The 23,658-nt window shown below is 44.7% G+C and carries 13 protein-coding genes and 2 pseudogenes; 5 read left to right on the top strand and 10 right to left on the bottom strand.

The genetic code is table 11. The features are described 5' to 3' along the window. Positions 1 to 8: 8 nt before the first annotated feature. The 6 genes and pseudogenes from tnpB to LFX25_RS06855 form a co-directional block, all read right to left on the bottom strand. Entirely contained in the window at positions 9 to 356 is a 348-nt protein-coding gene (gene tnpB / locus LFX25_RS06880; RefSeq protein WP_118966397.1) for an IS66 family insertion sequence element accessory protein TnpB, read from the bottom strand. Further along, the gene (tnpA, locus tag LFX25_RS06875; protein ID WP_118966454.1) at positions 347 to 634 is read right to left on the bottom strand and encodes an IS66 family insertion sequence element accessory protein TnpA; all 288 of its coding nucleotides are present in this window, start codon (positions 632 to 634) and stop codon (positions 347 to 349) included. Before tnpA ends, tnpB begins: the two co-directional genes overlap by 10 nt. A gap of 59 nt (positions 635 to 693) precedes the next feature. Then, positions 694 to 1,257 (bottom strand): annotated as a pseudogene (locus tag LFX25_RS06870) (hypothetical protein); the annotation flags it as partial. 831 nt (positions 1,258 to 2,088) lie between these two features. Further along, complete coding sequence (locus LFX25_RS06865) at positions 2,089 to 2,406, bottom strand: hypothetical protein (RefSeq protein WP_238729561.1); 318 nt, start codon at positions 2,404 to 2,406, stop codon at positions 2,089 to 2,091. 675 nt (positions 2,407 to 3,081) lie between these two features. Further along, positions 3,082 to 5,928 (bottom strand): annotated as a pseudogene (locus LFX25_RS06860) (RHS repeat-associated core domain-containing protein); the annotation flags it as partial. Positions 5,929 to 6,960: 1,032 nt separating this feature from the next. Next, positions 6,961 to 14,085 (bottom strand): RHS repeat-associated core domain-containing protein, encoded by a 7,125-nt coding sequence (locus LFX25_RS06855; RefSeq protein WP_238729559.1) that lies wholly within the window; start codon positions 14,083 to 14,085, stop codon positions 6,961 to 6,963. Positions 14,086 to 14,406: 321 nt separating this feature from the next. On the opposite strand from LFX25_RS06855, the gene LFX25_RS06850 reads away from it, so the two are divergent. The 3 genes from LFX25_RS06850 (at position 14,407) to LFX25_RS06840 (ending at position 17,546) form a co-directional block, all read left to right on the top strand. Beyond that, positions 14,407 to 15,288: an LA_3334 family protein gene (locus tag LFX25_RS06850; protein WP_406600483.1), complete on the top strand. Its 882-nt coding sequence runs from the start codon at positions 14,407 to 14,409 to the stop codon at positions 15,286 to 15,288. 161 nt (positions 15,289 to 15,449) lie between these two features. Continuing rightward, entirely contained in the window at positions 15,450 to 16,928 is a 1,479-nt protein-coding gene (locus LFX25_RS06845) for a Kelch repeat-containing protein (RefSeq protein ID WP_406600522.1), read from the top strand. A 6-nt stretch (positions 16,929 to 16,934) separates the two neighbouring features. Beyond that, the gene (locus tag LFX25_RS06840) at positions 16,935 to 17,546 is read left to right on the top strand and encodes a tetratricopeptide repeat protein (protein WP_238729557.1); all 612 of its coding nucleotides are present in this window, start codon (positions 16,935 to 16,937) and stop codon (positions 17,544 to 17,546) included. Positions 17,547 to 17,865: 319 nt separating this feature from the next. Here LFX25_RS06840 and LFX25_RS06835 read toward each other — a convergent pair whose 3' ends face one another. The 4 genes from LFX25_RS06835 to LFX25_RS06820 form a co-directional block, all read right to left on the bottom strand. Continuing rightward, positions 17,866 to 18,366 carry a biotin/lipoyl-containing protein gene (locus LFX25_RS06835; protein ID WP_238729556.1) on the bottom strand — a complete coding sequence of 167 codons (501 nt, stop codon included), beginning with the start codon at positions 18,364 to 18,366 and terminating at the stop codon, positions 17,866 to 17,868. After that, positions 18,363 to 19,826, bottom strand: coding sequence for an acetyl-CoA carboxylase biotin carboxylase subunit (locus tag LFX25_RS06830; RefSeq protein WP_238729555.1), 1,464 nt, complete (start codon positions 19,824 to 19,826; stop codon positions 18,363 to 18,365). Before LFX25_RS06830 ends, LFX25_RS06835 begins: the two co-directional genes overlap by 4 nt. Further along, the gene (locus LFX25_RS06825; protein ID WP_238729554.1) at positions 19,823 to 20,617 is read right to left on the bottom strand and encodes a lysophospholipid acyltransferase family protein; all 795 of its coding nucleotides are present in this window, start codon (positions 20,615 to 20,617) and stop codon (positions 19,823 to 19,825) included. The genes LFX25_RS06830 and LFX25_RS06825 overlap by 4 nt, the downstream gene beginning before the upstream one ends. Positions 20,618 to 20,716: 99 nt before the next feature. Beyond that, a complete protein-coding gene (locus LFX25_RS06820) occupies positions 20,717 to 21,832 on the bottom strand; it encodes an LIC11274 family protein (RefSeq protein ID WP_238729553.1) in 1,116 nt (371 codons plus the stop codon). Positions 21,833 to 21,975: 143 nt separating this feature from the next. Here LFX25_RS06820 and LFX25_RS06815 point away from each other — a divergent pair, with 143 nt between their 5' ends. Then, complete coding sequence (locus LFX25_RS06815; RefSeq protein ID WP_238729552.1) at positions 21,976 to 22,857, top strand: DUF2225 domain-containing protein; 882 nt, start codon at positions 21,976 to 21,978, stop codon at positions 22,855 to 22,857. After that, a complete protein-coding gene (gene truA, locus LFX25_RS06810; RefSeq protein ID WP_319937435.1) occupies positions 22,764 to 23,657 on the top strand; it encodes a tRNA pseudouridine(38-40) synthase TruA in 894 nt (297 codons plus the stop codon). Before LFX25_RS06815 ends, truA begins: the two co-directional genes overlap by 94 nt. The last annotated feature ends 1 nt before the right edge of the window (position 23,658 follow it).

Below are 23,658 nucleotides of genomic sequence, written 5' to 3'. Positions count from 1 at the left end.
AAACATTTTCAACTGACATTCTTGTATTTTAGTTTCTTGTGCTCTTTGAAAAAATCGATCCCATTCAATAGCCAATGAAACCTTTCAACGGGTATTTTATGCACTTCCTCCTCTGAGTTCGGCCACGGGAATTTACTCTCTTCCAGTCTCTTCTGCCAAAGGCAAAACCCGCTCTTATCCCAGTAGAGCATCTTCAGTTTATCTTTCTTGCGATTGCAGAAGAGAAAGACGCTCGCCGAATACGGATCTTTTTTCATCTTTCCTTCTACGATTACAGAGAGCGTATTGATCGATTTCCTTAAATCCGTCGCCCCAGGTCGAAGATACACTTTTCTGTTTCCGGGATTTAACTCCATCGTCCTAAACTAAACTGAACGTTTACTTGGAGCGATGCCTTCCCCGACGTATCTATCTTTAGGGTCAAAAATTCGGCTTCTACCAATGACTGAGAATTTGTCGAGGAAGGAGGAATTTCTACAAAGTCGTTCTTCTCTGAATGCTTAGAACGTCTCTCCCAATGATATCGAAACGTCGTGTATTTGAGGTGTCTTTCTTTACAATACTGAGGCTGGGAAAGTCCACTCTTTGAAAAGTCATCAAACTCTTTGGGCCAATCTATTTTCGTTTTTTTCATCAAAGACAGTTTACAACATTTATACGATTAGAAAAAGGTGCGGTTGTTTAGGCGCTTACGTTCCTCGAAATCATGTTCCCGCTTGCATCGTATCCGTAATTCAGAGTTCCCGTGCTCGGACTGTTGGCAGTCGTCACCGCATTTGCGTGCGTTCCATCCCCGTAGCTCAAGGTATATGCGCCTTTTTGCGTTAAGTTTCCGTTTGTTGCAAAGTTGTAATTCTGTGTTCCGTATTTTCCAGTTGCCTGTGTGACTCGATTCAAATTGTCCAATGTAAAGTTTTGTGTTCTACTTGGATTCAACTTGTCGTCGATTTTTGTCAGGTTGTTCTTTGCGTCATACGTTAGTTCCGCATTCGCAATCACGCTTCCATCCGGCTTTGTGGACAATATGCTTACCGGTAATTTTTCCACCGCTTCAAATCCGATTTCCATCGTCACACCGTTCCCGCTTACACGCCGCACGGACGGAACTCCGTTCGCGTTTAAATACGGTCCTTGATAGCTCACGACCGTATGTCCAACGCTCGTCCCATCTGCAGAATCCATCGTGATATTCGACAACGTTCCGTTCGTCGAGTAGTTGTTGTGAAGTTTCGTTCCATCAGGTAACGTTTCCGTGATTACGGGCGCTGCCGCTACGCGGCCCGGGCTCTCCGCTTCGGTCAAGTTATTGTGTTTATTCTTTTTCATCGCTTCCCAGAAATCCAATAACTTGACCACGCATCGATCCCTAACGCGGGAAACAAACTGCTTTCTTTTCGAAGAAAAATCCCTCTTCCTTCGAAAATCGTTGTCAAAGATCAAAAACGATTTCGCTCCGACACAAGACTCGTGCTGAGAGATTTTTGGAAAGTCCGGATATCCGGACTTTTCTTTTTCGCTTTCACAGAGGAGGTGCACTGGATCAGGCAACTTAAACCTAAATTCGAATTGATTTTATGTAAACTGGTGCGTCACACTTTTCTTTATAGTCAAGAATACAGTAATCTCGACACTTCCCTTGCCTGAAATCTTTTCGATTTGGATATAGCCTTAAACACTCTGACTGACAATCGTCTAGCTTCTTGTTGCATTTTTTTACTTTTTCTCGGGTCTTAAAATCTATTTCTTGGCCGATTAAAATCGAAAAATCTTGTGCCACTGACCAAATTAAAATAAAATATAAAATTGTTGCTCTAATTCGCATCTATCTCAATTCGAACATCCTAATACATAAACAGGCCAGCACGCATCATAATAATCAAGCGGCTTAGGAAGCGGACTTACTGCTGCCCTTCGCTCCACACATTCAACAAAGCACTTTCTTTTTGCATAATCATCTCCTCGTCCATCAGACTTTTCATGGATTTCATTTACTATGCTACATTCAAAACATAAGCAAATCAATGTTGGCATCGAAATTAAATTTTTCATTTTAAACCACAATAGTTACAAAATTATAATCCAGACTTTTTACCTTGTCGAGTAAGCACGAAATTCATGATCTCTAGAGGAGCGAAAATATAAATAGCATCCTTCCTTGTCGGCCAATGTATCCGCACATTCATCTTTACATTTTTCTCTCACGGCTTTTTCAAAGTAATGATAGGGGAAATCTTGATTACATTTCTTAAAACAACTATCTAACTTTATACCACATTGCTTCAAGAATACCGAATGTTCGCTTTGGACGATTTTTTCAGTCACACTGCGATTTGGATAATCTTCTGATTTAATTTTCAACTCCGAACTACATCCAAAAAGTAGCACTAAGGTTACTACAAATTGCATAACGAGTCCCCTCATCTCATTTATTTGAACTTAAGGGAATTGCATTATTCTCACCTGGACAGCTCAATTCTTTTGTAATATATGGAAGACAGCTTAGTACAAGAATATCGAACGGATCGACTTTTGAGGAAGCCGACTCCTTAGAAAGTTCATATGTAAGTAAGCAATTTTTTAAAGATTCAGAACTGTCCGAATAACATTTTTGCCTCTCAGTTACGCAATTTAAATATAAGGCGAAAGGCAACATCAATAATATACATTTGTATTTCTTCATTTTGAATCCCCTTCAAAGCCACAAGCGTGGCCTTCTTTTATTTTATAATAATAACAAAGCATAGCTAATTTTCCTTTATTGTCATCTTCTGAAGTCGGCCTAATTTTCCAGTCCCACCATCCAGTAGCGAACATAGGGATTGGATCTCTATTAAATTGGTCTTCCTCGCGCTTATAAATAAGACTCGCAGCAAGCCCCAATACTCTACAAAAGTTTTCACCATAAGCTTTTATGCATTCATCCTTTGTAGAATAAGCTCGAACATAAGTCCAAGCCAACCCCTTGGCAGTTAAACCATATTCACCACTTCCATGATTCATCCATCTATTCATCTTATCTATACCGAGAAGCTGTTTTCCATTTATACTCTTTCCATCAAAATAGTATCTCCCTTTTCCGGCAAAAGTCGCATTGTGAAAAAACCGATTCCCGCCAGTCGAGATTCCTCTCGCACTCAAACGCTTGTCCATCCCCTTAGAATTAAAATCCTTCCCAATCGCATGACCGATAATTCGATTCACCATGTGCATCAAACCCGAACCGCTGAGATGCCCACTCGGATCACGGTAGTTCACAGGATTCCCATCAACATACATATAACGATTCATTCCACTCGTTGATTCAGGAACAACAATCGAGTCCGCTTGTAAAAATCTTCCTAATATAGGTTCGTAGTATCTCGACTTGTAATAGTAAAGCCCGGTTTCTTTGTCTTCGATCTGACCGGTGTATTTGTAACGGAATATATCAGGTCCGTAAGAGTCGGTTCGGTTGATAGAACCGTAAGGCTCGTAAGATACGTAACTCACTCCGGGTTCAGGTCCGCTCGCAGGGTTTCCGTATCCGTCCGTTATCATGTTGATTGAACCAAGATGATCCGGGTGATAGAAATACATTCCGTTCACTGGTGTTCCACCGATATTGCCTCCCCCTGTCGTTCCTGCATTTGGGTTTTGAATGCTCGGTGTTCCCGGATTTACATTCGCTCCCATTGCCAACACCCAAGGAGGATCGCCTTCTTTGCCTCCGGAACCAGGTAAAACTCCACAACCCGGAATCGATGTTACGACAAACAGTGCTACGAGCGCCGCTGGAGTTCCAACACCTTGCCAGGAAAGTCTTTGGAGTAGTTCGTTCCCCTTCAAGAAATAAGGGTAGGAAAGATAAAGAACGGTTAAAAGAAGCAAAAAGTAAAACGCGTTGTAAACTTTTGTGGGAACTCCTTCTTGGAATAACTCCGAGTAGCCGAATACGGAACTTACTCGGTCCTTGATTCGGTTTTCGTAATAGTCTACACAGTCAATCGCTACGTCCTTACAGAACGAATTTGTAAGAGTTCCCACAAAAATGGAAACTTTCGATCCTTTCGAGCCATCGTCACTCCCTGTAATTCTTCCGACAAACAATGCAATTGAGTTTTTACTTGACTCCGGAGTTTCTTCCATTTGGGCCAACTGCAACGTCGCATCATCCCTCGTCCACTGAGCGACTAAGTCTCCTTGCAATCCCCTCACATACAACGTATGTCTCTCCGGTTGGCCGGGATTTCTTACGATCTCGTAACCGGGTGACAACGTATATGTCGTCACAAGGGAAATCTGAGATTCTGACTTGATTCTACTTCCGGCATAGTCGTATGTATTCAAGATCGAACTACTCGTTCCATACTGTGTAATTTCAATCAACTTGCCAAAGCTGTTGTAACGGAGTGTATCCCCGTTCCTCGAAGTCATGTTCCCGCTTGCATCGTATCCGTAGCTCATCGTTCCCGTGCTCGGGCTGTTGGCAGTCGTCACCGCATTGGCATGTGTTCCATCCCCGTAGCTCAAGGTATATGCGCCTTTTTGCGTTAAGTTTCCGTTTGTTGCAAAGTTGTAATTCTGTGTTCCGTATTTTCCAGTTGCCTGTGTGACTCGATTCAAATTGTCCAATGTAAAGTTTTGTGTTCTACTTGGATTCAACTTGTCGTCGATCTTCGTCAGATTGTTCTTTGCGTCATACGTAAGTTCTGTATTCGCGATCACGCTTCCATCCGGCTTTGTGGACAATATACTCACCGGAAGTTTCTCAAGTGGCTCAAATCCGATTTCCATCGTCACACCGTTCCCTCTTACACGCCGCACGGATGGAACTCCGTTCGCGTTTAAATACGGCCCTTGATAGCTCACGACCGTATGTCCCACGCTTGTTCCGTCCGCGCTATCCATCGTGATATTCGACAACGTTCCGTTTGTCGAGTAGTTGTTGTGTAGCTTCGTTCCATCCGGTAACGTTTCCGTAATCGGGCGGTTTAAGGAATCGTAATCCGTTTTAAAGATCGCAACGATGTCATCCACACGTTTTGTCTTTTGAATTTGATTTCCTTTTTGATTGTATCGGAATTCAATCTGACCTGACTCATCCGTAACCTTTGTAAGCCTGCCCAAAGAAAACGGAACCGAAGAATCGTCATATACGAATTGAACGGGAACCTCCGGGCCGTTTGTAGTTTGTGCAGTGTTTCGGCCCATCAGGTCATACGAAAAGTTGACCGACTTCCCTCTCGCATCCGTTTGTCTCGAAAGTCTCCCATTCGCATCGTATGAATAGGAAATAGTTCCCGAATTCGGATCTTGAGTCGAAGTTCTTTGTCCAACCGAGTTGTAACCGAAACTTGTAACAAGTCCGCTCGGGTCGGTAATACTCGCATATCCGCCAAACGGGGAATAGGCGTATTGGATCGTTCTTCCCTGCACCGTCTTGCTCGTCACCTGACCCAGTGCGTTCTTAGTAATCGATTCTGACTTCGTCTGCCCGTCGGGATAGATCGTGTTCTTCGTTTCGGTAAGTCCCGAACGAGTAATGTTTGTCTGAATCGTTCCCAAAGAATGAGGCTCCGTAATCGTCGACAATTCTCCGTCCGGATCGTTGTATTGATACAGCGTATATTGAGGAGCAATGTTTGAATAATACTCGTTCGACTTTTTAATCAGTTGTCCTTTGTTGTAATCGTAAAAACTTTCTTCGATCGAAAGAATTCCGCTCACCGCAGTGTTACTTTCGGTCCGAATCGTATTCCCAAGCGGATCGATATATTTCGTAGTCGTGCTCGTATTGCCGCTCGTTGTATCGATCGTATTCTTAGTCACAGATTCGTTGTTGCTCAGTGTTGTTAGGTCATAGAGTCCGGTATTGTTATACACATACGTTTCGTTCGCACTCGATTCGCCGGGATACGTTACGCTCAAAATTCGACCATACGCATCATAGCCAAAACCGGGCGTTGTTGCTTCGCAACCCGGGCTCTCCGCTTCGGTCAAGTTATTGTGTTTTTTCTTTCTCATCATATTTACGAAACTTCAATAACTTGACCACGCTCGATCCCTAACGCTGAAAACAGACTTTTTTCTTTTCGAAGGACGGTCCCCTTCCTTCGAAAATCGTTGTAAAAGATCTAACAAACTTCGCTCCGCACCGCTGGTGCAGTCGAAATCATTCCTTCAATATTTTCGGAAAATCCGGTCCTTTTATCTAAGCATTCAAGATTCTGAATACATTGTAAACTCTTTTCAAGAATTTTTAAAAAGATTCTCTGTTTGTCTGCAAAATCAAACGAAAAGTTCTTCGGGAAATTCATCACATCTACTCACATTCGGAGGTCACTTAGTGAATATTTCACTTAACACAAGTTTTTTTACTAAGTAGATATAGATAACTTTGCACTAAGGACGAATCCAGCCGCGATATCGGTCTGATCGAAAAGTTTGATAATGAATAATACATCCGTCCAAGTGTTCAACACTTGCAACACATGAGTCTCGACATTTTCCTCTATTAGGACGAACGGTGCTTAAATCAGGATACTCAGAATCACAAGACTTCAGACATTTATCTAATTTTATATTACATTCTTTAATTTTTTCTATTTCTCTTCTTGAAGGGCTTTTTTTATTAACTGTATCAGAATACCGCTCCGATTTTGATAATTCGTCTGTAGTCTCACAATTTAAAACGAACGATACAAAACCTGCCATCAAGATCAGGTATATTGCTCTAATCTTTACATGTCGATTTCGATAATTGTAATAGGAGGCAAGCATCTAAATGACTTTTATTGTAATCGGAGCCAGCTTCGGGCGCTGCAAATAGAACTGGAAGGCATACACCTTCAAACAAAAGATCCTTCTGCTCTTTACAAGAAGAATCTATACCGACTCTTCCGCAAGAACAAAGAACAAAGAACAAAATTATTCTTACAAGATAATCAATCAATGTAAGAATTTTTATTTTTAACATATAAATTATTCTCCTGAAGTCGCCTGGCAAAAAGAATATACTAGAAATATCGAAGAAATAATATCAACTTCTTTACTAGATCTTCTAATCGAACCATCCGTTCCAGCGATGCCGCCGTGATTATAATAGTATTCTCCAGTATAATATCCCTCGCTTAATGTTTTAGAGGATTTACAATTAACGTTTCCACCCTTTGTGAAAAAGGAAGAAATTCTCTGTCCGGGATTAAAATTCGAATCGATCATACCTCGCAAGGGTTCGGACAATCTATCATGCTTTGCTGAATAGGATTTCATTACCATTAAATTAGCAACAAATAATACAGCGCAAGCATCGGCACCCAAAGAATCAGCGCAAGCCTTTGACTTAGACCAGGAAGCGATTAGTTGACCACTTTGATAGTTGGCCGTATTTTGTACATCGTTACCCATAAAGTTCCGCCACCATGAACCAATCTTGCGCTGGCTAAAAATGGTATTTCCAACATCCCAATAATACCTGCCTTTTTTAACAAAAGTCGCATTGTGAAAAAACCGATTCCCGCCAGTCGAGATTCCTCTCGCACTCAAACGCTTGTCCATCCCCTTAGAATTAAAATCCTTCCCCATCGCATGACCGATAATTCGATTCACCATGTGCATAATACCAGGCCCAGTGAGATGCCCACTCGGATCACGGTAGTTCACAGGGTTTCCGTCAACATACATATAACGATTCATTCCACTCGTTGATTCAGGAACAACAATCGAGTCCGCTTGTAAAAACCTTCCTAATATTGGTTCGTAGTATCTCGACTTGTAATAGTAAAGCCCGGTTTCTTTGTCTTCAATCTGACCGGTGTATTTGTAACGGAATATATCAGGTCCGTAAGAATCGTTTCGGTTGATAGAACCGTAAGGCTCGTAAGATACGTAACTCACTCCAGGTTCAGGTCCGCTCGCAGGGTTTCCGTATCCGTCCGTTATCATGTTGATTGAACCAAGATGATCCGGGTGATAGAAATACATTCCGTTCACTGGTGTTCCACCGATATTGCCTCCCCCTGTCGTTCCTGCATTTGGGTTTTGAATGCTCGGTGTTCCCGGATTTACATTCGCTCCCATTGCCAACACCCAAGGAGGATCGCCTTCTTTGCCTCCAGAACCAGGTAAAACTCCACAACCCGGAATCGATGTTACGACAAACAGTGCTACGAGCGCCGCTGGAGTTCCAACACCCTGCCAGGAAAGTCTTTGGAGTAGTTCGTTCCCCTTCAAGAAATAAGGGTAAGAAAGATAAAGAACGGTTAAAAGAAGCAAAAAGTAGAAGGCGTTGTAAACTTTTGTGGGAACTCCCTCTTGGAAAAGTTCCGAGTAACCGAAGACGGAAGAAAGTCGGTCCTTGATTCGGTTCTTGTAATAGTTCCCACAATCAATTGCTACGTCCTTGCAGAACGGATTTGTAAGAGTTCCCACAAAAATGGAAACTTTCGATCCTTTCGAGCCATCATCACTCCCTGTAATTCTTCCGACAAACAATGCAATTGAGTTTTTACTTGACTCCGGAGTTCCTTCCGTTTGAGCCAACTGCAACGTTGCATCTTCTCGCGTCCACTGTGCGACTAAGTCTCCCTGCAATCCCCTCACATACAATGTATGCCTTTCCGGTTGGCCGGGATTTCTTACGATCTCGTAGTTCGGTCCCAACGTATATGTCGTCACAAGGGAAATCTGAGATTCTGACTTGATTCTACTTCCGGCATAGTCGTATGTATTCAAGATCGAACTACTCGTTCCATACGGTGTAATTTCAATCAACTTGCCATAGCTGTTGTAACGGAGTGTATCCCCGTTCCTCGAAGTCATGTTCCCGCTTGCATCGTATCCGTAATTCATCGTTCCCGTGCTCGGGCTGTTTGCAGTCGTCACCGCATTCGCGTGCGTTCCATCCCCATATCCTAAAGTATATGCGCCTTTTTGCGTTAAGTTTCCACTTGCAGAAAAATTGTAGTTCTGTGTTCCGTATTTCCCCGTCGCTTGCGTCACTCGATTCAAATTGTCTAATGTAAAGTTCTGAGTTCTGCTTGGATTAAGTCTGTCATCGATTTTCGTTAGGTTGTTTTTTGCATCATACGTCAGTTCCGTATTCGCAATCACGCTTCCATCCGGCTTTGTGGAAAGAATACTTACCGGTAATTTTTCCAACGGTTCGAATCCGATTTCCATCGTTACGCCATTGCCGGATACGCGCCGGACGGATGGAACTCCGCTTGCGTTTAGATAAGGCCCTTGATAGCTTACGACTGTATGTCCCACGCTTGTTCCGTCCGCGCTATCCATCGTGATATTCGACAACGTTCCGTTTGTCGAGTAGTTGTTGTGTAGCTTCGTTCCATCCGGTAACGTTTCCGTAATCGGGCGGTTTAAGGAATCGTAATCCGTTTTAAAGATCGCAACGATGTCATCCACACGTTTTGTCTTTTGAATTTGATTTCCTTTTTGATTGTATCGGAATTCAATCTGACCTGACTCATCCGTAACCTTTGTAAGCCTGCCCAAAGAAAACGGAACCGAAGAATCGTCATATACGAATTGAACGGGAACCTCCGGGCCGTTTGTAGTTTGTGCAGTGTTTCGGCCCATCAGGTCATACGAAAAGTTGACCGACTTCCCTCTCGCATCCGTTTGTCTCGAAAGTCTCCCATTCGCATCGTATGAATAGGAAATAGTTCCCGAATTCGGATCTTGAGTCGAAGTTCTTTGTCCAACCGAGTTGTAACCGAAACTTGTAACAAGTCCGCTCGGGTCGGTAATACTCGCATATCCGCCAAACGGGGAATAGGCGTATTGGATCGTTCTTCCCTGCACCGTCTTGCTCGTCACCTGACCCAGTGCGTTCTTAGTAATCGATTCTGACTTCGTCTGCCCGTCGGGATAGATCGTGTTCTTCGTTTCGGTAAGTCCCGAACGAGTAATGTTTGTCTGAATCGTTCCCAAAGAATGAGGCTCCGTAATCGTCGACAATTCTCCGTCCGGATCGTTGTATTGATACAGCGTATATTGAGGAGCAATGTTTGAATAATACTCGTTCGACTTTTTAATCAGTTGTCCTTTGTTGTAATCGTAAAAACTTTCTTCGATCGAAAGAATTCCGCTCACCGCAGTGTTACTTTCGGTCCGAATCGTATTCCCAAGCGGATCGATATATTTCGTAGTCGTGCTCGTATTGCCGCTCGTTGTATCGATCGTATTCTTAGTCACAGATTCGTTGTTGCTCAGTGTTGTTAGGTCATAGAGTCCGGTATTGTTATACACATACGTTTCGTTCGCACTCGATTCGCCGGGATACGTTACGCTCAAAATTCGACCATACGCATCATACGTTTTAGAATGAGTCGCACCGTTCGGATCGGTGGACGAAATCTCAACCCCAAGTTCCGTATCGAAAACATTCGTCGAAACATGTCCAAGCGCATTCGTTTTCGTGACGGGATAAAAATTTAAGGTAGAATCATACGCAATCGTGCTCACTGCACCGGACGATTCCGTAATCGAAATCACATTACCGAAAGAGTCATACGCAAAGTTAGAAGCCAACGAAAATCCGCTGGACGCAAATTGAGTCTGCGTAACGACGTTGTCTCCGGAATAGGTTCGCAAAGTATCGCTGACAAGCGTTCCGTCTACGATCTTCTTCGTCCTAACAACCCTTCCGATTCTCCAAACGGAAGCGTCATGCGAATACTGAGTCGTATTCGTAATCGTGTTCGAACCGAAATCTTCGGTAGTGCTCGTATTAAACCCGAACGAGTCATATGCAAACGTTTTTAAAACCGAAGTCGTCAAAACACCGTTGTTATAATCGTTCGACACGACGTTACCCGGAACGGCAATCTCCGTTCCGAACGGATTCGGAAAACTAAAGGAAGAATTCGTGGTCGAACTCATGAGATTTCCTAACGCATTGTAACTTCTTTCCGATTGAGGAAATCCCGCCAAACGGTAATCGTTTTGAAAATAATCGGTGATCGAATAAAAGTTTGTTCCAAGATCCGTTTCTTTTACGGAGGCAAAACCCAAACCTCTGGAAACAGATCTCGAACCTAAAAAGTATCTTTGGTTTGTATATTGATAACTCGAATTCTTTACGATCCCCGCTCCCAATTCTTGCGTAGTCGAGACCGCAAGAAAGCCCGGTCCGACGCTTGGAATATTCGGATAATTCCCCGAACCCACGCTCACCGCGCCCGTATGAGCATCCTTGAGTTGATATTGAACCAAGGATCTCTGACCGCCTGAGTTGTTCGAAGTGGAAAGAATCATATCTTCGCCCGAACTCCTCGCTTGATTGTAACGAAACGAAACCGCTCCATACGTCTTATCCACGTTTACAAAACCGACCGTAAGATCGGAAATACCGTCGTTGTTCAAATCGTTCAGCCAGATCTGATACGTATCGGACCGCTCCGTGCCGTTTGCTTCCGTATATTCGTTAAGGGAGAATCCTCCGAAGGAATACGAGTTGTTTCTTGCAAACGATCCGTCTCCAAGCGAAAGATACGTTTCATACCGCGAATTCTCCTTATTCATCAAAACCAAATCCGGCAACCCGTCGCCGTTTACGTCGCCGAAATTAAACTGAACGAGCTTTGAAGAATCACCCGAGTTGAGTCCGCTATAAACGGGACTTGCAAAATCACCTCCCCGAAAAAGAGAAACCGCAATCTGCGTCCCGGTAAACGTAACGAAATCTAAATTCCCGTCTCCGTTTACGTCGGCCACGGTGCTCTTATTCGGATCGATCGAACCGCCGAGAGAATAAACCCGAACCGAAGAAGTTCCGTTTGAAAGATGGAACGATCTTACCTTTAAAGTATAAAACGCGCCGCCTTGACCCGACGCCGCAATCGCACCGATTTGAGAAGCGATCACCTGACTTTGCTGAGCTAAAGGATTGATACGACTGCTTGTAATCGTTTGCAAATCGTTGGAATACACTGCCGCATCGGAAGGTGTAAGACTTGCGCCATTATTCGAACCTTGAAGAGCCCAAATTGTAAAAAGACAACCTAAACCGCAGTTGTTATTGTAAAAATCGATTAAAAATTGAAACTCAATAGGATTGATTGCCCCGTTGTTACCGGCCGCGATCAAATCAACAACAGCCTGCGCTCGATAATATTCCTGTTGAATGGTATCCATTTGACTTGAAAGCGCGTCTCTTTGAGCCTTTAGTCCGATAAGAGCGGAGTTATCGTAATTTTGCACCAATTGAACGTGATCGGCTTTTCCGTCCCCGTTGAAATCCAGCATAAAGTTCAAAAAGAAATCGGCATCCCCTGCGATGTTGATCGCGTTATCGAAGTAGGTTTTACGATTGATATAAATCGAAAAGGCTCCTCCGTTGTAGTGAACAAAGTCGACGAGTTCGTCGCCGTTGACGTCCGCAAAAAAATCTCTCAGAGATTTGTCGTTTGCGATCGGAGTCGGATTCTTCGCCGAGTATTCGAACTTGTATTCGTACGGACTGAATTGAGTCATATTTCGAACAGCACCGTCTATATTCACATTTCCGAATACAACGGGAGAAGAAAAACCGCTTCCGGTTGAATACACAGCCCAAAGTTTACCGCCCGATTCATACCCGAAATCCGTACGACCGTCTCCGTTTAAATCCGCCGTCTGAAAATACGTGTTATAATAAATCGGAAGATTTGCACTGTTAATGTTTCCGGAAGAAGGCGAACCCGCTCGAAGAATATTGGCGGACAAATGAACCGAACCGGAACTCTCAACTCCGTTTAAAGAAACGAAATCACCGATCCCGTCTCCATTGATGTCCATGGGAATCCAGGCGACTAACGCGGCATCATTCCCATTTAAACAACCATTGATCCCTCCCCATCCACCGAAAGAAACGCACGCGCCTGCAACATAAGCAAATACGTCCGGATTTCCTCCCGTACAAGGAAGATACGCGGCGCAAAGACAAGCCGCTAACCCAAGATTACAAGCGTTGCGATCGGGAACCGGCATACGAACGACATACTGCATATCCAAGTCCACGTTGATGTCCTTTGCAGTCGGGTGATACGGAAGTTCTTGATTGAAATAAACGTTTGCAATGTCCATGATTGCATCCGGAATATAAACCGACATGGGAAAAAGATTGGATCGGTTGACCGAATCCACTCCGGAAACCGAAAACTGGCCCGCATGATCTGAATATGTAAAACTAAGATCGTCGTAGCTTTCCGAACCAAAGGCGTTGCTACCGGATCTTTTAATGGTTTGCAGAAGGGAGCGATGCGTAACGGGACCGTATCCGTACTCAAAATCGTATTTACGAAACGAACTTCCCGCAATCGAAACCTCGATCGAATCGAGCCTCTTTTGCGTTCTAACGATCGAACCTTGCGAATAATTCGGATATTTATCGTTTCTATTTTCAAAAGTAAAATCGATCGTTCTGTTATTGTAGGAAATTCTTTGCGGATAATAATCTCCGCTTGTGGAATCAGCCGGGGTGTAAGTGACGTTGTATCCGTTTCCGAAAGAATCTTCTTCTCTATTCAACGCCCATTCTCGTAAAGAGCCCGCCCCTCTTCCGATCGCCGAAATTCTCGAATCCGCTGTGCCGCCGAAACTATCTCGTATGCCGTCTTCTGCTTGAAAAAACAAAGAACATGGCCCATCCCCGCATGCTCCTTTCGGAACAAAACGAATCCAGGATTCTTTTCTGGAATGAAATTCGGATCGGTTTCCGCTAACGTCCACGAGTTCACCGGCAAGCGAGGAAACAAATTGATCGGTTCCGTTGTATTGGATTCCGTAGGAAGGATTTCTGGAAATCGTATGAATTCCGTTCAAACTCCAACCCATTCCGACGATACCGTTGCCGCCGTTCGAGTTGTAAGAGAGGGAAAGATCCGGAATCACGCCTTTGGTACCGGGCGGAAGCTCGATGGAGAATGACGTAGAAGCGGAGCCGTCTTCGTTCGCCTGAATGACTGGTAGCTTTTGCGGAATTCCTGTGGTAAAGGCTGAAGCGACCGCGCTGAAAAAATTTCGAACTCCCCCGACAAACGAAAAGTTCAAAATAAACAAAATTGAAATACCGAAAATAAGAGTTCTAACAATACGAAATTTCATCAGTAGCCCCGATCATCTATTTCACAATCGCACCTGTTTCTAAAGAGCATTTGTCCCTAAAGCTGCATAGTTTTGCGACTATTTTGTCACTACTACAAAACTCTCACGTATTTGATATTATTTTTTCGATTTTAAAAATCTTAAACAATTTTTGAATTATAATAAATCTTAAAACAGTATTTAGGTAAAACCCGCAACTAAATCTTAAAGTTATAACTTGATATTCAACGAACGACCATTCGATTAAAACAATTTCTTTATTCAATTTACAAAAAAGACACACTTTCCATTCCTGGAATGAGTTATTTCTGGAAAATTTCAGTGAAGAAAATCTATATTCTCTTTTTTGCATGTGTTTTGTCTTTAACCGCCCCTCGGTTCGCCTCGGAACTACTCCTAAAAAACGGAGAAGCCTACTTAATCGAAGAAATTAACGAAAGCGCGGATGTCGTGACACTCCGCTGGAAGGGGCGACAATACCGAATTCCAAAGTCCGAGATCCAAAGAATCGACTACCAAAAGAAAGGCCCGGAAATTTCTTACAGTTATTCCGAATTCCGATTAACGGATGGAAGTTCGATACGCGGAATCATAGTAGAACGCAAAAAGGATCGTTTGATCTTTCGAACCGATCTCGGTTTTGTAGAAGTGGAAAAATCCAAAATTCAAAACCTAAGCTCCGGTTCATTGGAAAATGAAACCGAAACTCCCGATTTACCGGAAAAGTATCTGTCGGGTCGATCGGGCGAAAACCGACTTTTTGTAGGAGGAAGCGTTCTCTTTCAAGCAAATCACGGGCAATGGAGCAGTACAAATCCAGGCACCGGCGGATTCGGACTTTTTATCGAAAAAGGATTCTTAAACCATCCGCTTTGGTTTTTCGGTTTTCTTTCCGAATATTCATACGCGCCTTCCGCCCAAGGCTCCATTACACTTTGGAATCAATCGGGCTATATCGGCAAACAGTGGGGATCGTTTGCGCCGTATTTCCTAGCGGGTGGCGGTGTTACCGGTGTTCAATGGGCGCACAATTCCAAATCTCAAAGCGGAATCGATCCCGAAATTTTAGGAGAATTCGGTTGGGCCTGGGAATTCGGAAACGGTTCCAGGCTCCGGGTCGGTGTTCGATCCCAATGCACGTTTGAATCGGCTGATTCACTTTGTCGATCCGGTCTTCGTATTTCTTGGGGGTTGTTGTTATGATTCTACTTCAAAATTTGAGAATGTGGGAGCTCATACGATTTAAAAGCAAGATCTCTTCTACGATCCTGCAAAACGTAAGAGTTCCCACAGATTACGTCACATCGTGCAAATTCGAACAAACCTATCCTACAAAGCAAGCGTATGAGTTCCAACATTTTAAAATGTTCCGTCACATCGAGAATCGATTTCGCAATTCGAATCAATTTCTTTCCAAAACCAAAAGGAACACAACGGCTCGATCAAAAATAAAATCCATCATTCAAAAAGTAAAATATTCGATTTATCTTCTATGCATAAACCTTTTCGTTTTTTTACTCTCAAATTGCCAAAACTCCCCTCTCTCTAAGATCCACGATCAGGAGACAGCAAAAGTAACGTTAGCGGGCGTCACTCAACTCGGACCGCGATCCGCTACGATTTCTTGGGAATGTTCCGCGTCTTTACCGGGTTCGATCATTTACGGAAAAGCCGGAATTGAATCGGCGGCCACAAGTTTAGAAAACTCCAAAATTCATTCTATGACTCTTTCCAACTTAGATTCTAACACGGACTACCTGGCTTATGTATTTTGTTCTTCGGACGTAGAGAATTTGCAAGGAGTTCCACTTGCGTTCAAAACCTGGGTCAGCGATTTTCCGAATCGAACTCGCGGACTTTGGATCGTGGGCGGAATCGGTGCCGATGCCGCTCCGGTTTCTCAAATCGATTTTTATGATCCCGTAACTTCAACTTGGTTTCCGGCGGCAACTTCGGTCCCTACTCCTCGCGCATTTGCAAACGTTGTCTCTCACAATGAAAAAATTTATGTCATCGGCGGCCTTGAAAGACAAGCCGGTGTTTACGTTGCCTCTAAAAAAGTAGAAGCTTACGACCCGTATTCGGAAAAGTGGACTACACTTTCCGATCTTCCCACCGCCAACCAAGGCGGGGTCATTGCAAGCGTCGGAGAAGAAATCTTTATCATCGCGGGAACTACGACGACTGACATGACGACCGGAACTGTAATCAATACAGTTTTACGATTCTATCCCGGACTTGGAACCTCCGGAATTTGGCAAAGTTATACATCCTTGACCGCGATCTTTTCGAGAGTGGATATGAGCGGTTGCGGACTCAACGGTTCCATTCTTTTTACGGGTGGAAGATTTACGAACGACGGCTCCTCTCAAGCAACGTCAGACGCGTATGTCCCTTCCATCAATTCAACATCGAGCGCGGGAGAGCCTTCGATCAATCTTGCAAGACACGGAGCGGGTTCCGCCTGCGTAAAACCTTTAAGTTCCGACCCTTACGCGACGGATCCGGAATGGTTCGCAGTCATCGGCGGTTCCACCGGAACGAGCACGCTGCAGCCCGTTGGTTCAATTACTCCATCCAACAGAACGGACTTTTTTCAAATCGGTTCGGGTGCGTTTACGATCGGACCGATTCTTCCTGCCTCGGTTTATTTTCCCGGTGTCCAAGCCTCGTACGAGACACGAAAACTTTTCGTCTTTGGAGGAGCAAGCGCATTGAACATTCCTACAGATTCCGTTTACTCGATCGGTCTTCAAAATCCAATAGCAAGCACTTGGTCGCTGGATTCTCAGAAAATGCCAAGGGCGCGCTACGCTCACAAAGCAATTCGGATCGACAGGTGATTCTTTATGAAATCAATATTGCAAATTATTCTCCATTCCTTACTCCTTCTCATTCTTTCATTTGGTTTGTCCTCTGAAGAAAACGTGATAGCCGGAAGTCATGAAGACGGAGAAAAGCTCTTAGAAGAAAACCAATATATAAAAGCGGAAAGCCTCGCAATCTCTCTACTCACAAACAACCCCTCCGATCCGAAAGCCGAATTCATTCTTACCAGAGCTTGGATCGGAATCGCAAAAGAAGAAAAGAAACGCGGGAATTACGACCGAGCAAAACAATTTTTCCAGAAAGCATATCTAAAATGGCCTTTGAATCAAGAATTGAAAGCGGAGATTGAATCGATCGGTAAACGAGCGCATCAAAGATCGATCAACCCTACTTCTTACAATCCAAGTTCGCGCCAGGGAAACACGATCATTCTTTTGGATTCGGAGATCTACGGTTCGATTCAAGAGATCAAAGAGGAATTGAATTTCATATTGTCTCAGTCGAAGTCGTTTCGAGAAGGAGCCGAGCACTTTACTTCTAAGGAAAGATTGTATCAGACAGCGATCGGCATTCTCGCTCTCTTTTCATTAGTAAACTTGGTTTTAACGTTTTTGGTGTGGAGAAAAAAATAACTTCGAAGAAAAAAGGAGGGGAGTTTCGATATTTTTATCTCGATTGTTTTCGGGAACCCTTCCATTCTTTCGCGATGCGACAAACCGGAAACACGCTTTAAAAGGTCTGCAAACAAAAGAGATCCATTTTTTTTGAACTTACGTAAGGAGAAGGATTCAAATATCGGCTGTCAACATCTCCCTAATAACGAATCGAATCAATCGAGGACGCAAAACCGCCTCCGACGTTTCCTCGGAAGGCGGACCATTTGAAACATTCAAAATTCCTAAAGTTACTTTGCGATCAACGGCGGCAAGACGAACAACGCCCTTTCGTTCACTAACCCAGATTCAATTTCAAAATCACGTCGTCTTGGGAAACCATCGAACCTTCTCCGGCCAAAACTTCTTCCACCGTTCCTTCGCCCGGAGAAAGAATATTGTTTTCCATCTTCATCGCTTCCACGATCGCAAGCACGGTTCCTTTTTTTACCGAAGATCCGGGAGAAACCAAAACACGGATGACCTTGCCCGGCATCGGACTTTTGATCAAACCGCCGCTTCCCTCTTCCAGATGAATTTCGCGGTTGGACAATACGACTTTGGTATTCCAGCCTTTGTAGTGGATAAAGATCTGGTTTCCCTTCCGGAGAATTCTCCAGTGATTGCCCGGACCCGAAAAAAGCCCGTTGCCTTCGCTCTGAAAATTTCTGGATATCCGAAAATCGTGAACGACACCGTCTAACACGATCGATACGGATGTGTCTCCGGGAGAATTGGATCGAACTCGAACGGGAATTTCTTCTTCCCTATGTCTAAAACGAAAATTCTCCTCGATCACCAGAAACCTCCCTGCCCTACGGCCTCCCAAATTCCTTGGGATTTTTTCTTTTCGGACAACGCGGCGGCCGCAAAGGAAAACGCGTCGGCTTGCACTTCTCGTTCCGGAGCGAAAAGAATCGTCTGTTCTTCGAGAAAGTGAGTGTGCGTCAGTCCTTTCTTAAATTCTTCATGGGAAAGAATTCCGGATAAGTAGAACGTGTTCGTAACAGGCCCGAAGATCACCGTGGACTCGACGGATTCTTTCAAACGGGCGGCGCATTCTTCCCGCGTTTTTCCCCAAGCGATCATCTTGGCGATCATCGGATCGTAATATACTGTGATTTCCGATCCGGTTTCCACCCCCGTATCGACCCGTAAAAACTCCCGATCGGGAAATTCAATATATTCTAATATACCCGTGGACGGTAAAAAATTATTTTCTGGATCTTCGGCGTAGATTCGCGCTTCGATTGCGTGTCCGTTCTGTGTGATTTCTTTTCCTCCGGTTAAATCGGAAAGTTTCTTTCCTTCGGCGACTCGAATCTGCCATTCCACCAAATCTTGTCCGGTGATGTATTCCGTTACGGGATGTTCCACTTGAAGTCTCGTATTCATCTCGAGGAAGTAGAATTTTCCGTCCTTACCCAGAATGAATTCCACCGTTCCGGCGCCGACGTATTGGATCGACTGCGCCGCTTTGACCGCGACCTTGCAGATTTCATCTCGAAGCGCAGCCGGAAGATTCGGCGCGGGAGATTCTTCGATCACCTTTTGATGTCTTCTTTGAATCGAACATTCCCGTTCGAACAAGTGCATTACGTTTCCGTGTTTATCGCCGAACACCTGCACTTCGATATGGCGGGGAGTTTCGATGTATTTTTCGATAAAAACGGTTCCGTCTCCGAAAGCTTTTTGCGCTTCTCTTTGTGCGGACTCAAGGGAAGAAAGAAATTCTCCGGGTTTATAAACCCGCTTCATTCCCTTTCCTCCTCCCCCGGCCGTCGCCTTTATCATCAGAGGATATCCGATCCGTTCGGCTTCCTTTTGAAGCGTCTCCGGATCTTGATTTTGTCCGTTGTATCCCGGAACGACCGGGACACCGGCGGCTTCCATCTTGATCCGGGAGTTGATCTTATCCCCCATCAGCTCCATCGATTCGGGACTCGGTCCGAGGAAAAGAACATTCTCTTTTTCTAATGCTTTTGCGAATTCGGTTTTTTCGGACAAAAATCCGTAACCTGGATGGACGGCTTGCGCTTTCGTTTTACGGATCGCGTCGAGAATATTAGAAATATTTAAATAAGAAGAAGCCGGACTCGGTTCCCCTACATACACCGATTCGTCGGCGAGTTTTACGTGCGGAGAATCCTTGTCCGCGTCCGAATACACGGCCACGGTTTTGATTCCGAGTTTTTGACAAGTGCGGATGACGCGCACCGCAATTTCTCCGCGGTTTGCGATCAGAAGTTTGGAGATCAAGCGGGCACCGATTCCTTTTGGGCCTCGGAGTTCAAAAGCGCGTCGAGCGCCTTTTTTTCGCGGTCCATCGTTTCATATACGAAATCCTTGAATTCTTCCCAAGTCGCGTGTTTTGTCGGATCGTAGGTTCCGATCTGTTTGTATGCGACGACGAATCCTTTCTGCATCGTTTGATATCCTGTGAGTCCTGATTTCAGAACGATCACGACGGGAATCTTATTATCCCACGCGAGTTTGATCATTCCCTTCTGCATATGTTGGATTTCTTCGCTGTAAGAGTTATGACCCTCCGGATAAACGATAAACGAAGCATCCTTCAAACCTTTCAAAAGATTTCTTACCGAGACCGCGATCGTCGCCGCCTTGGAAGATTCGAACACCTGCGATCCCATCGCCTTCATCCACCAATAGGCGATCAGTGTTTTTTTGATCACCTGATTTGCGAGATACGGTTTGTTGATCACGAGACAATCGTACGGAAAGTCGAGTTCGTTGACGTGGTTCACAAAGACCATATGTCCTTTCGTGGGAATTTGAAATTCTCCGATCCGAAAAAAACGGGTTCCCGTCATCCAGCGGATCGCGTCTCCCCAAACCGCGGAACCTTTCAAAAAAGCGGCGTTCTTTTTCTTTTGATTTCCGATCAAAGCGAAGAACAGTCCCGCGATCAAACTCGGGAATGCAAAACTAAAGACGAGGGGCAATGTGATTAAGTAGGTTTTCAGAACGATTCGACGATACGATTTCGGAAAGCGGCCCAAACGGCTTTCCATAAATTTCAATGGGTTCATCGGAAGCAATCTTCTGAAGGAATCCGTTTTTAGAAAAGCTAGTTTTCAAAAGAAAAAGCCCGCTTGTTTGCGGGCTTTTTTTACCGAACACGATTCGGATTACTTGTTGTTCGGAGCTTTGTCTCCCATCAACTGTTTGCGTTTTTCAGGATCCCATTTCAGGAAGATTCTGTTTTTGACTTCGTCGTCGTAGATCTTTTCCAAAACGTCCACTGCGTCTCTGCGGTATTCGTCCGGAATTCTTCTGTCGAACACGGGACTCATTCTATGATCGTATTCCAACGTCGGGTTTTGAGAAAAGTCGTAAGTTACTCCGTTCAACACCACCGGCTCGGAAGATCCCGCCTTTCCTTCGTCGTCTTTGATCGCTTCGGTTTTCGCGTCGCTCTTAAAGAGATAATAGTTGTCATACGGATATTTCAGTTTAAAGATATTGATCGCGTTCGCTCTTGCGTCTCTACAGAGTTGGATCGCCGCGATGTAGTGTTCGATTCTATGCTTTCTATGGCTCGGTTGAAGTTTCTGGTGTTTTTCCAGATGTTTTTCGATCTTGAGAGCGTTGTTGCGCGCTTCTTTTGCAAGACCTAAAAACTTATAACCGGTTTCCATATTCTTTTCGATCGCGTATTTGTTCGTAACGTAATGAAAATCTCTCGGGTTGTACATTCTTCTCGTAAGAGGAGATTCGCGATTCGCGGTCATATCGCGCACGATGAAGGAATTCTTACTCCATTCGATCGCGATGTCGACGAGGTTTCTGTCTTCCGGATTGTTCTGATTCTTCTTTTCAATCGCGGCTTTTAAGATTTCGTCCGTTCTTTCCACGTAATACTGGGACAATTCTTCCAGAAGCATTTCGGTTCCGAGCTGCGCTTCCAGAAATCTGCGGTATGCGTTTACGTGATTGTTCTCGAAGAAGTATTGAAGTCCTTCTTGATAGAGTCGTTTGAGTTCCTTGTATTTGCGGACACGGTCTCCGTCTTGTTCCGGAGCGCCGCCTTGCTGATTGTTAGCCGGAGCCGTTTGTCCGCCCGCGCCTTGCTGATTCTGTCCGCCGGGAACTTCTCCTTTGTAGTTTCGAACAAGCGGTTCGATGGCTCGGAGATATACGAGTAATTCCACCCTCTTTTTGTAGGCTTTGCTGGAAACAGCCTCCCCAAATACGGATACGGGAAGAATGGAGATCGCAATTAGAATCAGAATCAGTCGTTTCATCGGTTAACCTTTATCCCTTCTTTACGGGTTTATAAGCCACGGGCAACGGGAAATTATTGCTTTTCTTCCTACTCTATCGGTTAGAATGGTGTCCGAATTGACAGCCCGTCCCCGTTTTTTTCGGGTTTTTCAAAGATAAGACTATGACAGCCAGCGCTCTCGCACAAGGAAAAAAGATCTCGTTTCGTGCAAAGGAAGATACGGTTTGTCCGATCTGCCACGAAGTTCATCAGAAAGAGAATATGTTTCAGGGCGGCGGCCGTTTGATCGCCGGCAAACTCACGATCGAACTCAGAAGACTCTACGAAAAGAATAAAAAGTTCGGCCGAGTCAGTCCCAATGATTATGTCATCAGTGTTTGTCCCCGTTGTCTTTATTCTTCCTTTACCAAGGATTGGCCCGCGTTAGACGCGGAGGAAAACGAAAAGATCCGTTCCCAATCCGATACGAGACGTTCCAATCTGGAAAAAATTCTCGGACCCTTGGATTTTTATCAGGACCGCAATTTGGTTCTCGGAGCGGCTTCCTATCTTCTCGCAATCGAATGTTACCAAAATAGAAAGGTCACCGTCGCCCCCACTCCGAAAAAGGCGGTTTGCGCGGTCCGAGCCGCGTGGTATTTCGACGATCTGAACAACGACTTCCCGAGTATGGGATTCGATAAGGTGCGCGACCTTCTTTACCAAAAGTCGGCGGGCTGGTACACGGATACGATGGAGATCATGCAGAGCGGTTCCGAGCCGGTAGATCAGGCCTCGTATCTCTTAGGTCCGGACACGGATAAGAACTGGGCCTTTGACGGAGTCATTTATCTTTCCGCCTATCTGACGATGAAGTTCAAAGACGAACTTGCATCCGAACCCGCGGCAAAACTCAATCTTTTAGTCAGAGCCAAACGGACTCTTTCCAGACTCTACGGTTCGGGAAAGGGATCCAAGTCCAAACCTTCCGTCATCATCGACATGGCAAAAGAACTCTACGACGAATACAACAAGCTCATCGAGGAAATGGGAGGAGAAAAATAAACTACGCCCTCCTCGTCGAATACGACGGACTTTGTTTCAACGGTTTTCAAACTCAAAAAGGTCTACCCACCGTTCAGGAAAATCTCGAAAAGGCCGCGAAAATTCTTCTCAAAGAAAAGGTCAACGTCACCGGAGCCGGAAGAACGGATACCGGGGTTCACGCTCGCGGAATGGTCGTGAATTTTAAAACGACAAAGACCTTACCTGTGGAAGAATTCGGCAGATTTCTTTTGGGAATGAATGCAATCACCGATTCGGGAGTTTCCATTCTATCCATGACGGAAGTGGAAGAAAAATTCGACTCCCGCTTTTCCTGCAGTTCGAGAGAATACGAATATTTCATCCTCAATACGAAGTATCCGAGACCGACCTGGAAAAATCGAGCCTTCTGGTATCAACATAAGATTGACGTTCCGCGCTTGGAAGCCGAACTTGAATTATTAAAGGGAGAACACGACTTTCGCAGTTTGGCGAAAGTGGCTTCGATGAAAAACCGTTCCGCGGTCCGGACGATTTTGGATACGAGTCTGGAACGAAGCGCCGAATTTGACGGTCTCCTAAAAGTAAGGATCCGGGCGAACGGCTTTCTCCACAATATGATTCGGATTCTTACGGGTACCCTTCTGGAAATCGCAAACGACAATCGACAAGAAACGAACGTCTTAGACATTCTCTCTTCGAAAGACAGAACGATTGCGGGCATCACCCTCCCTCCTCACGGGCTTTATTTTATCAGAGCATACTACGATTCCAACCCGGCAATCGATTCCATGTATTCGCTTCGGGACTTTCAAAAATAAG

It is taken from the genome of Leptospira sanjuanensis (genome assembly GCF_022267325.1).
In the GTDB taxonomy this organism is placed as follows: domain Bacteria; phylum Spirochaetota; class Leptospiria; order Leptospirales; family Leptospiraceae; genus Leptospira; species Leptospira sanjuanensis.
The sequence above is the reverse complement of the archived record's forward strand: the minus strand, read 5'-3'. Positions and strand labels throughout refer to the sequence as shown.

Coding starts and splice junctions, on each gene's coding strand:
- LFX25_RS06820 (WP_238729553.1), bottom strand. CDS start 21,832: ATGAAACGACTGATTCTGATTCTAATTGCGATCTCCATTCTTCCCGTA.
- LFX25_RS06855 (WP_238729559.1), bottom strand. CDS start 14,085: ATGAAATTTCGTATTGTTAGAACTCTTATTTTCGGTATTTCAATTTTG.
- LFX25_RS06825 (WP_238729554.1), bottom strand. CDS start 20,617: ATGAACCCATTGAAATTTATGGAAAGCCGTTTGGGCCGCTTTCCGAAA.
- LFX25_RS06865 (WP_238729561.1), bottom strand. CDS start 2,406: ATGCAATTTGTAGTAACCTTAGTGCTACTTTTTGGATGTAGTTCGGAG.
- tnpA (WP_118966454.1), bottom strand. CDS start 634: ATGAAAAAAACGAAAATAGATTGGCCCAAAGAGTTTGATGACTTTTCA.
- LFX25_RS06845 (WP_406600522.1), top strand. CDS start 15,450: ATGTTCCGTCACATCGAGAATCGATTTCGCAATTCGAATCAATTTCTT.
- LFX25_RS06840 (WP_238729557.1), top strand. CDS start 16,935: ATGAAATCAATATTGCAAATTATTCTCCATTCCTTACTCCTTCTCATT.
- tnpB (WP_118966397.1), bottom strand. CDS start 356: ATGGAGTTAAATCCCGGAAACAGAAAAGTGTATCTTCGACCTGGGGCG.
- LFX25_RS06815 (WP_238729552.1), top strand. CDS start 21,976: ATGACAGCCAGCGCTCTCGCACAAGGAAAAAAGATCTCGTTTCGTGCA.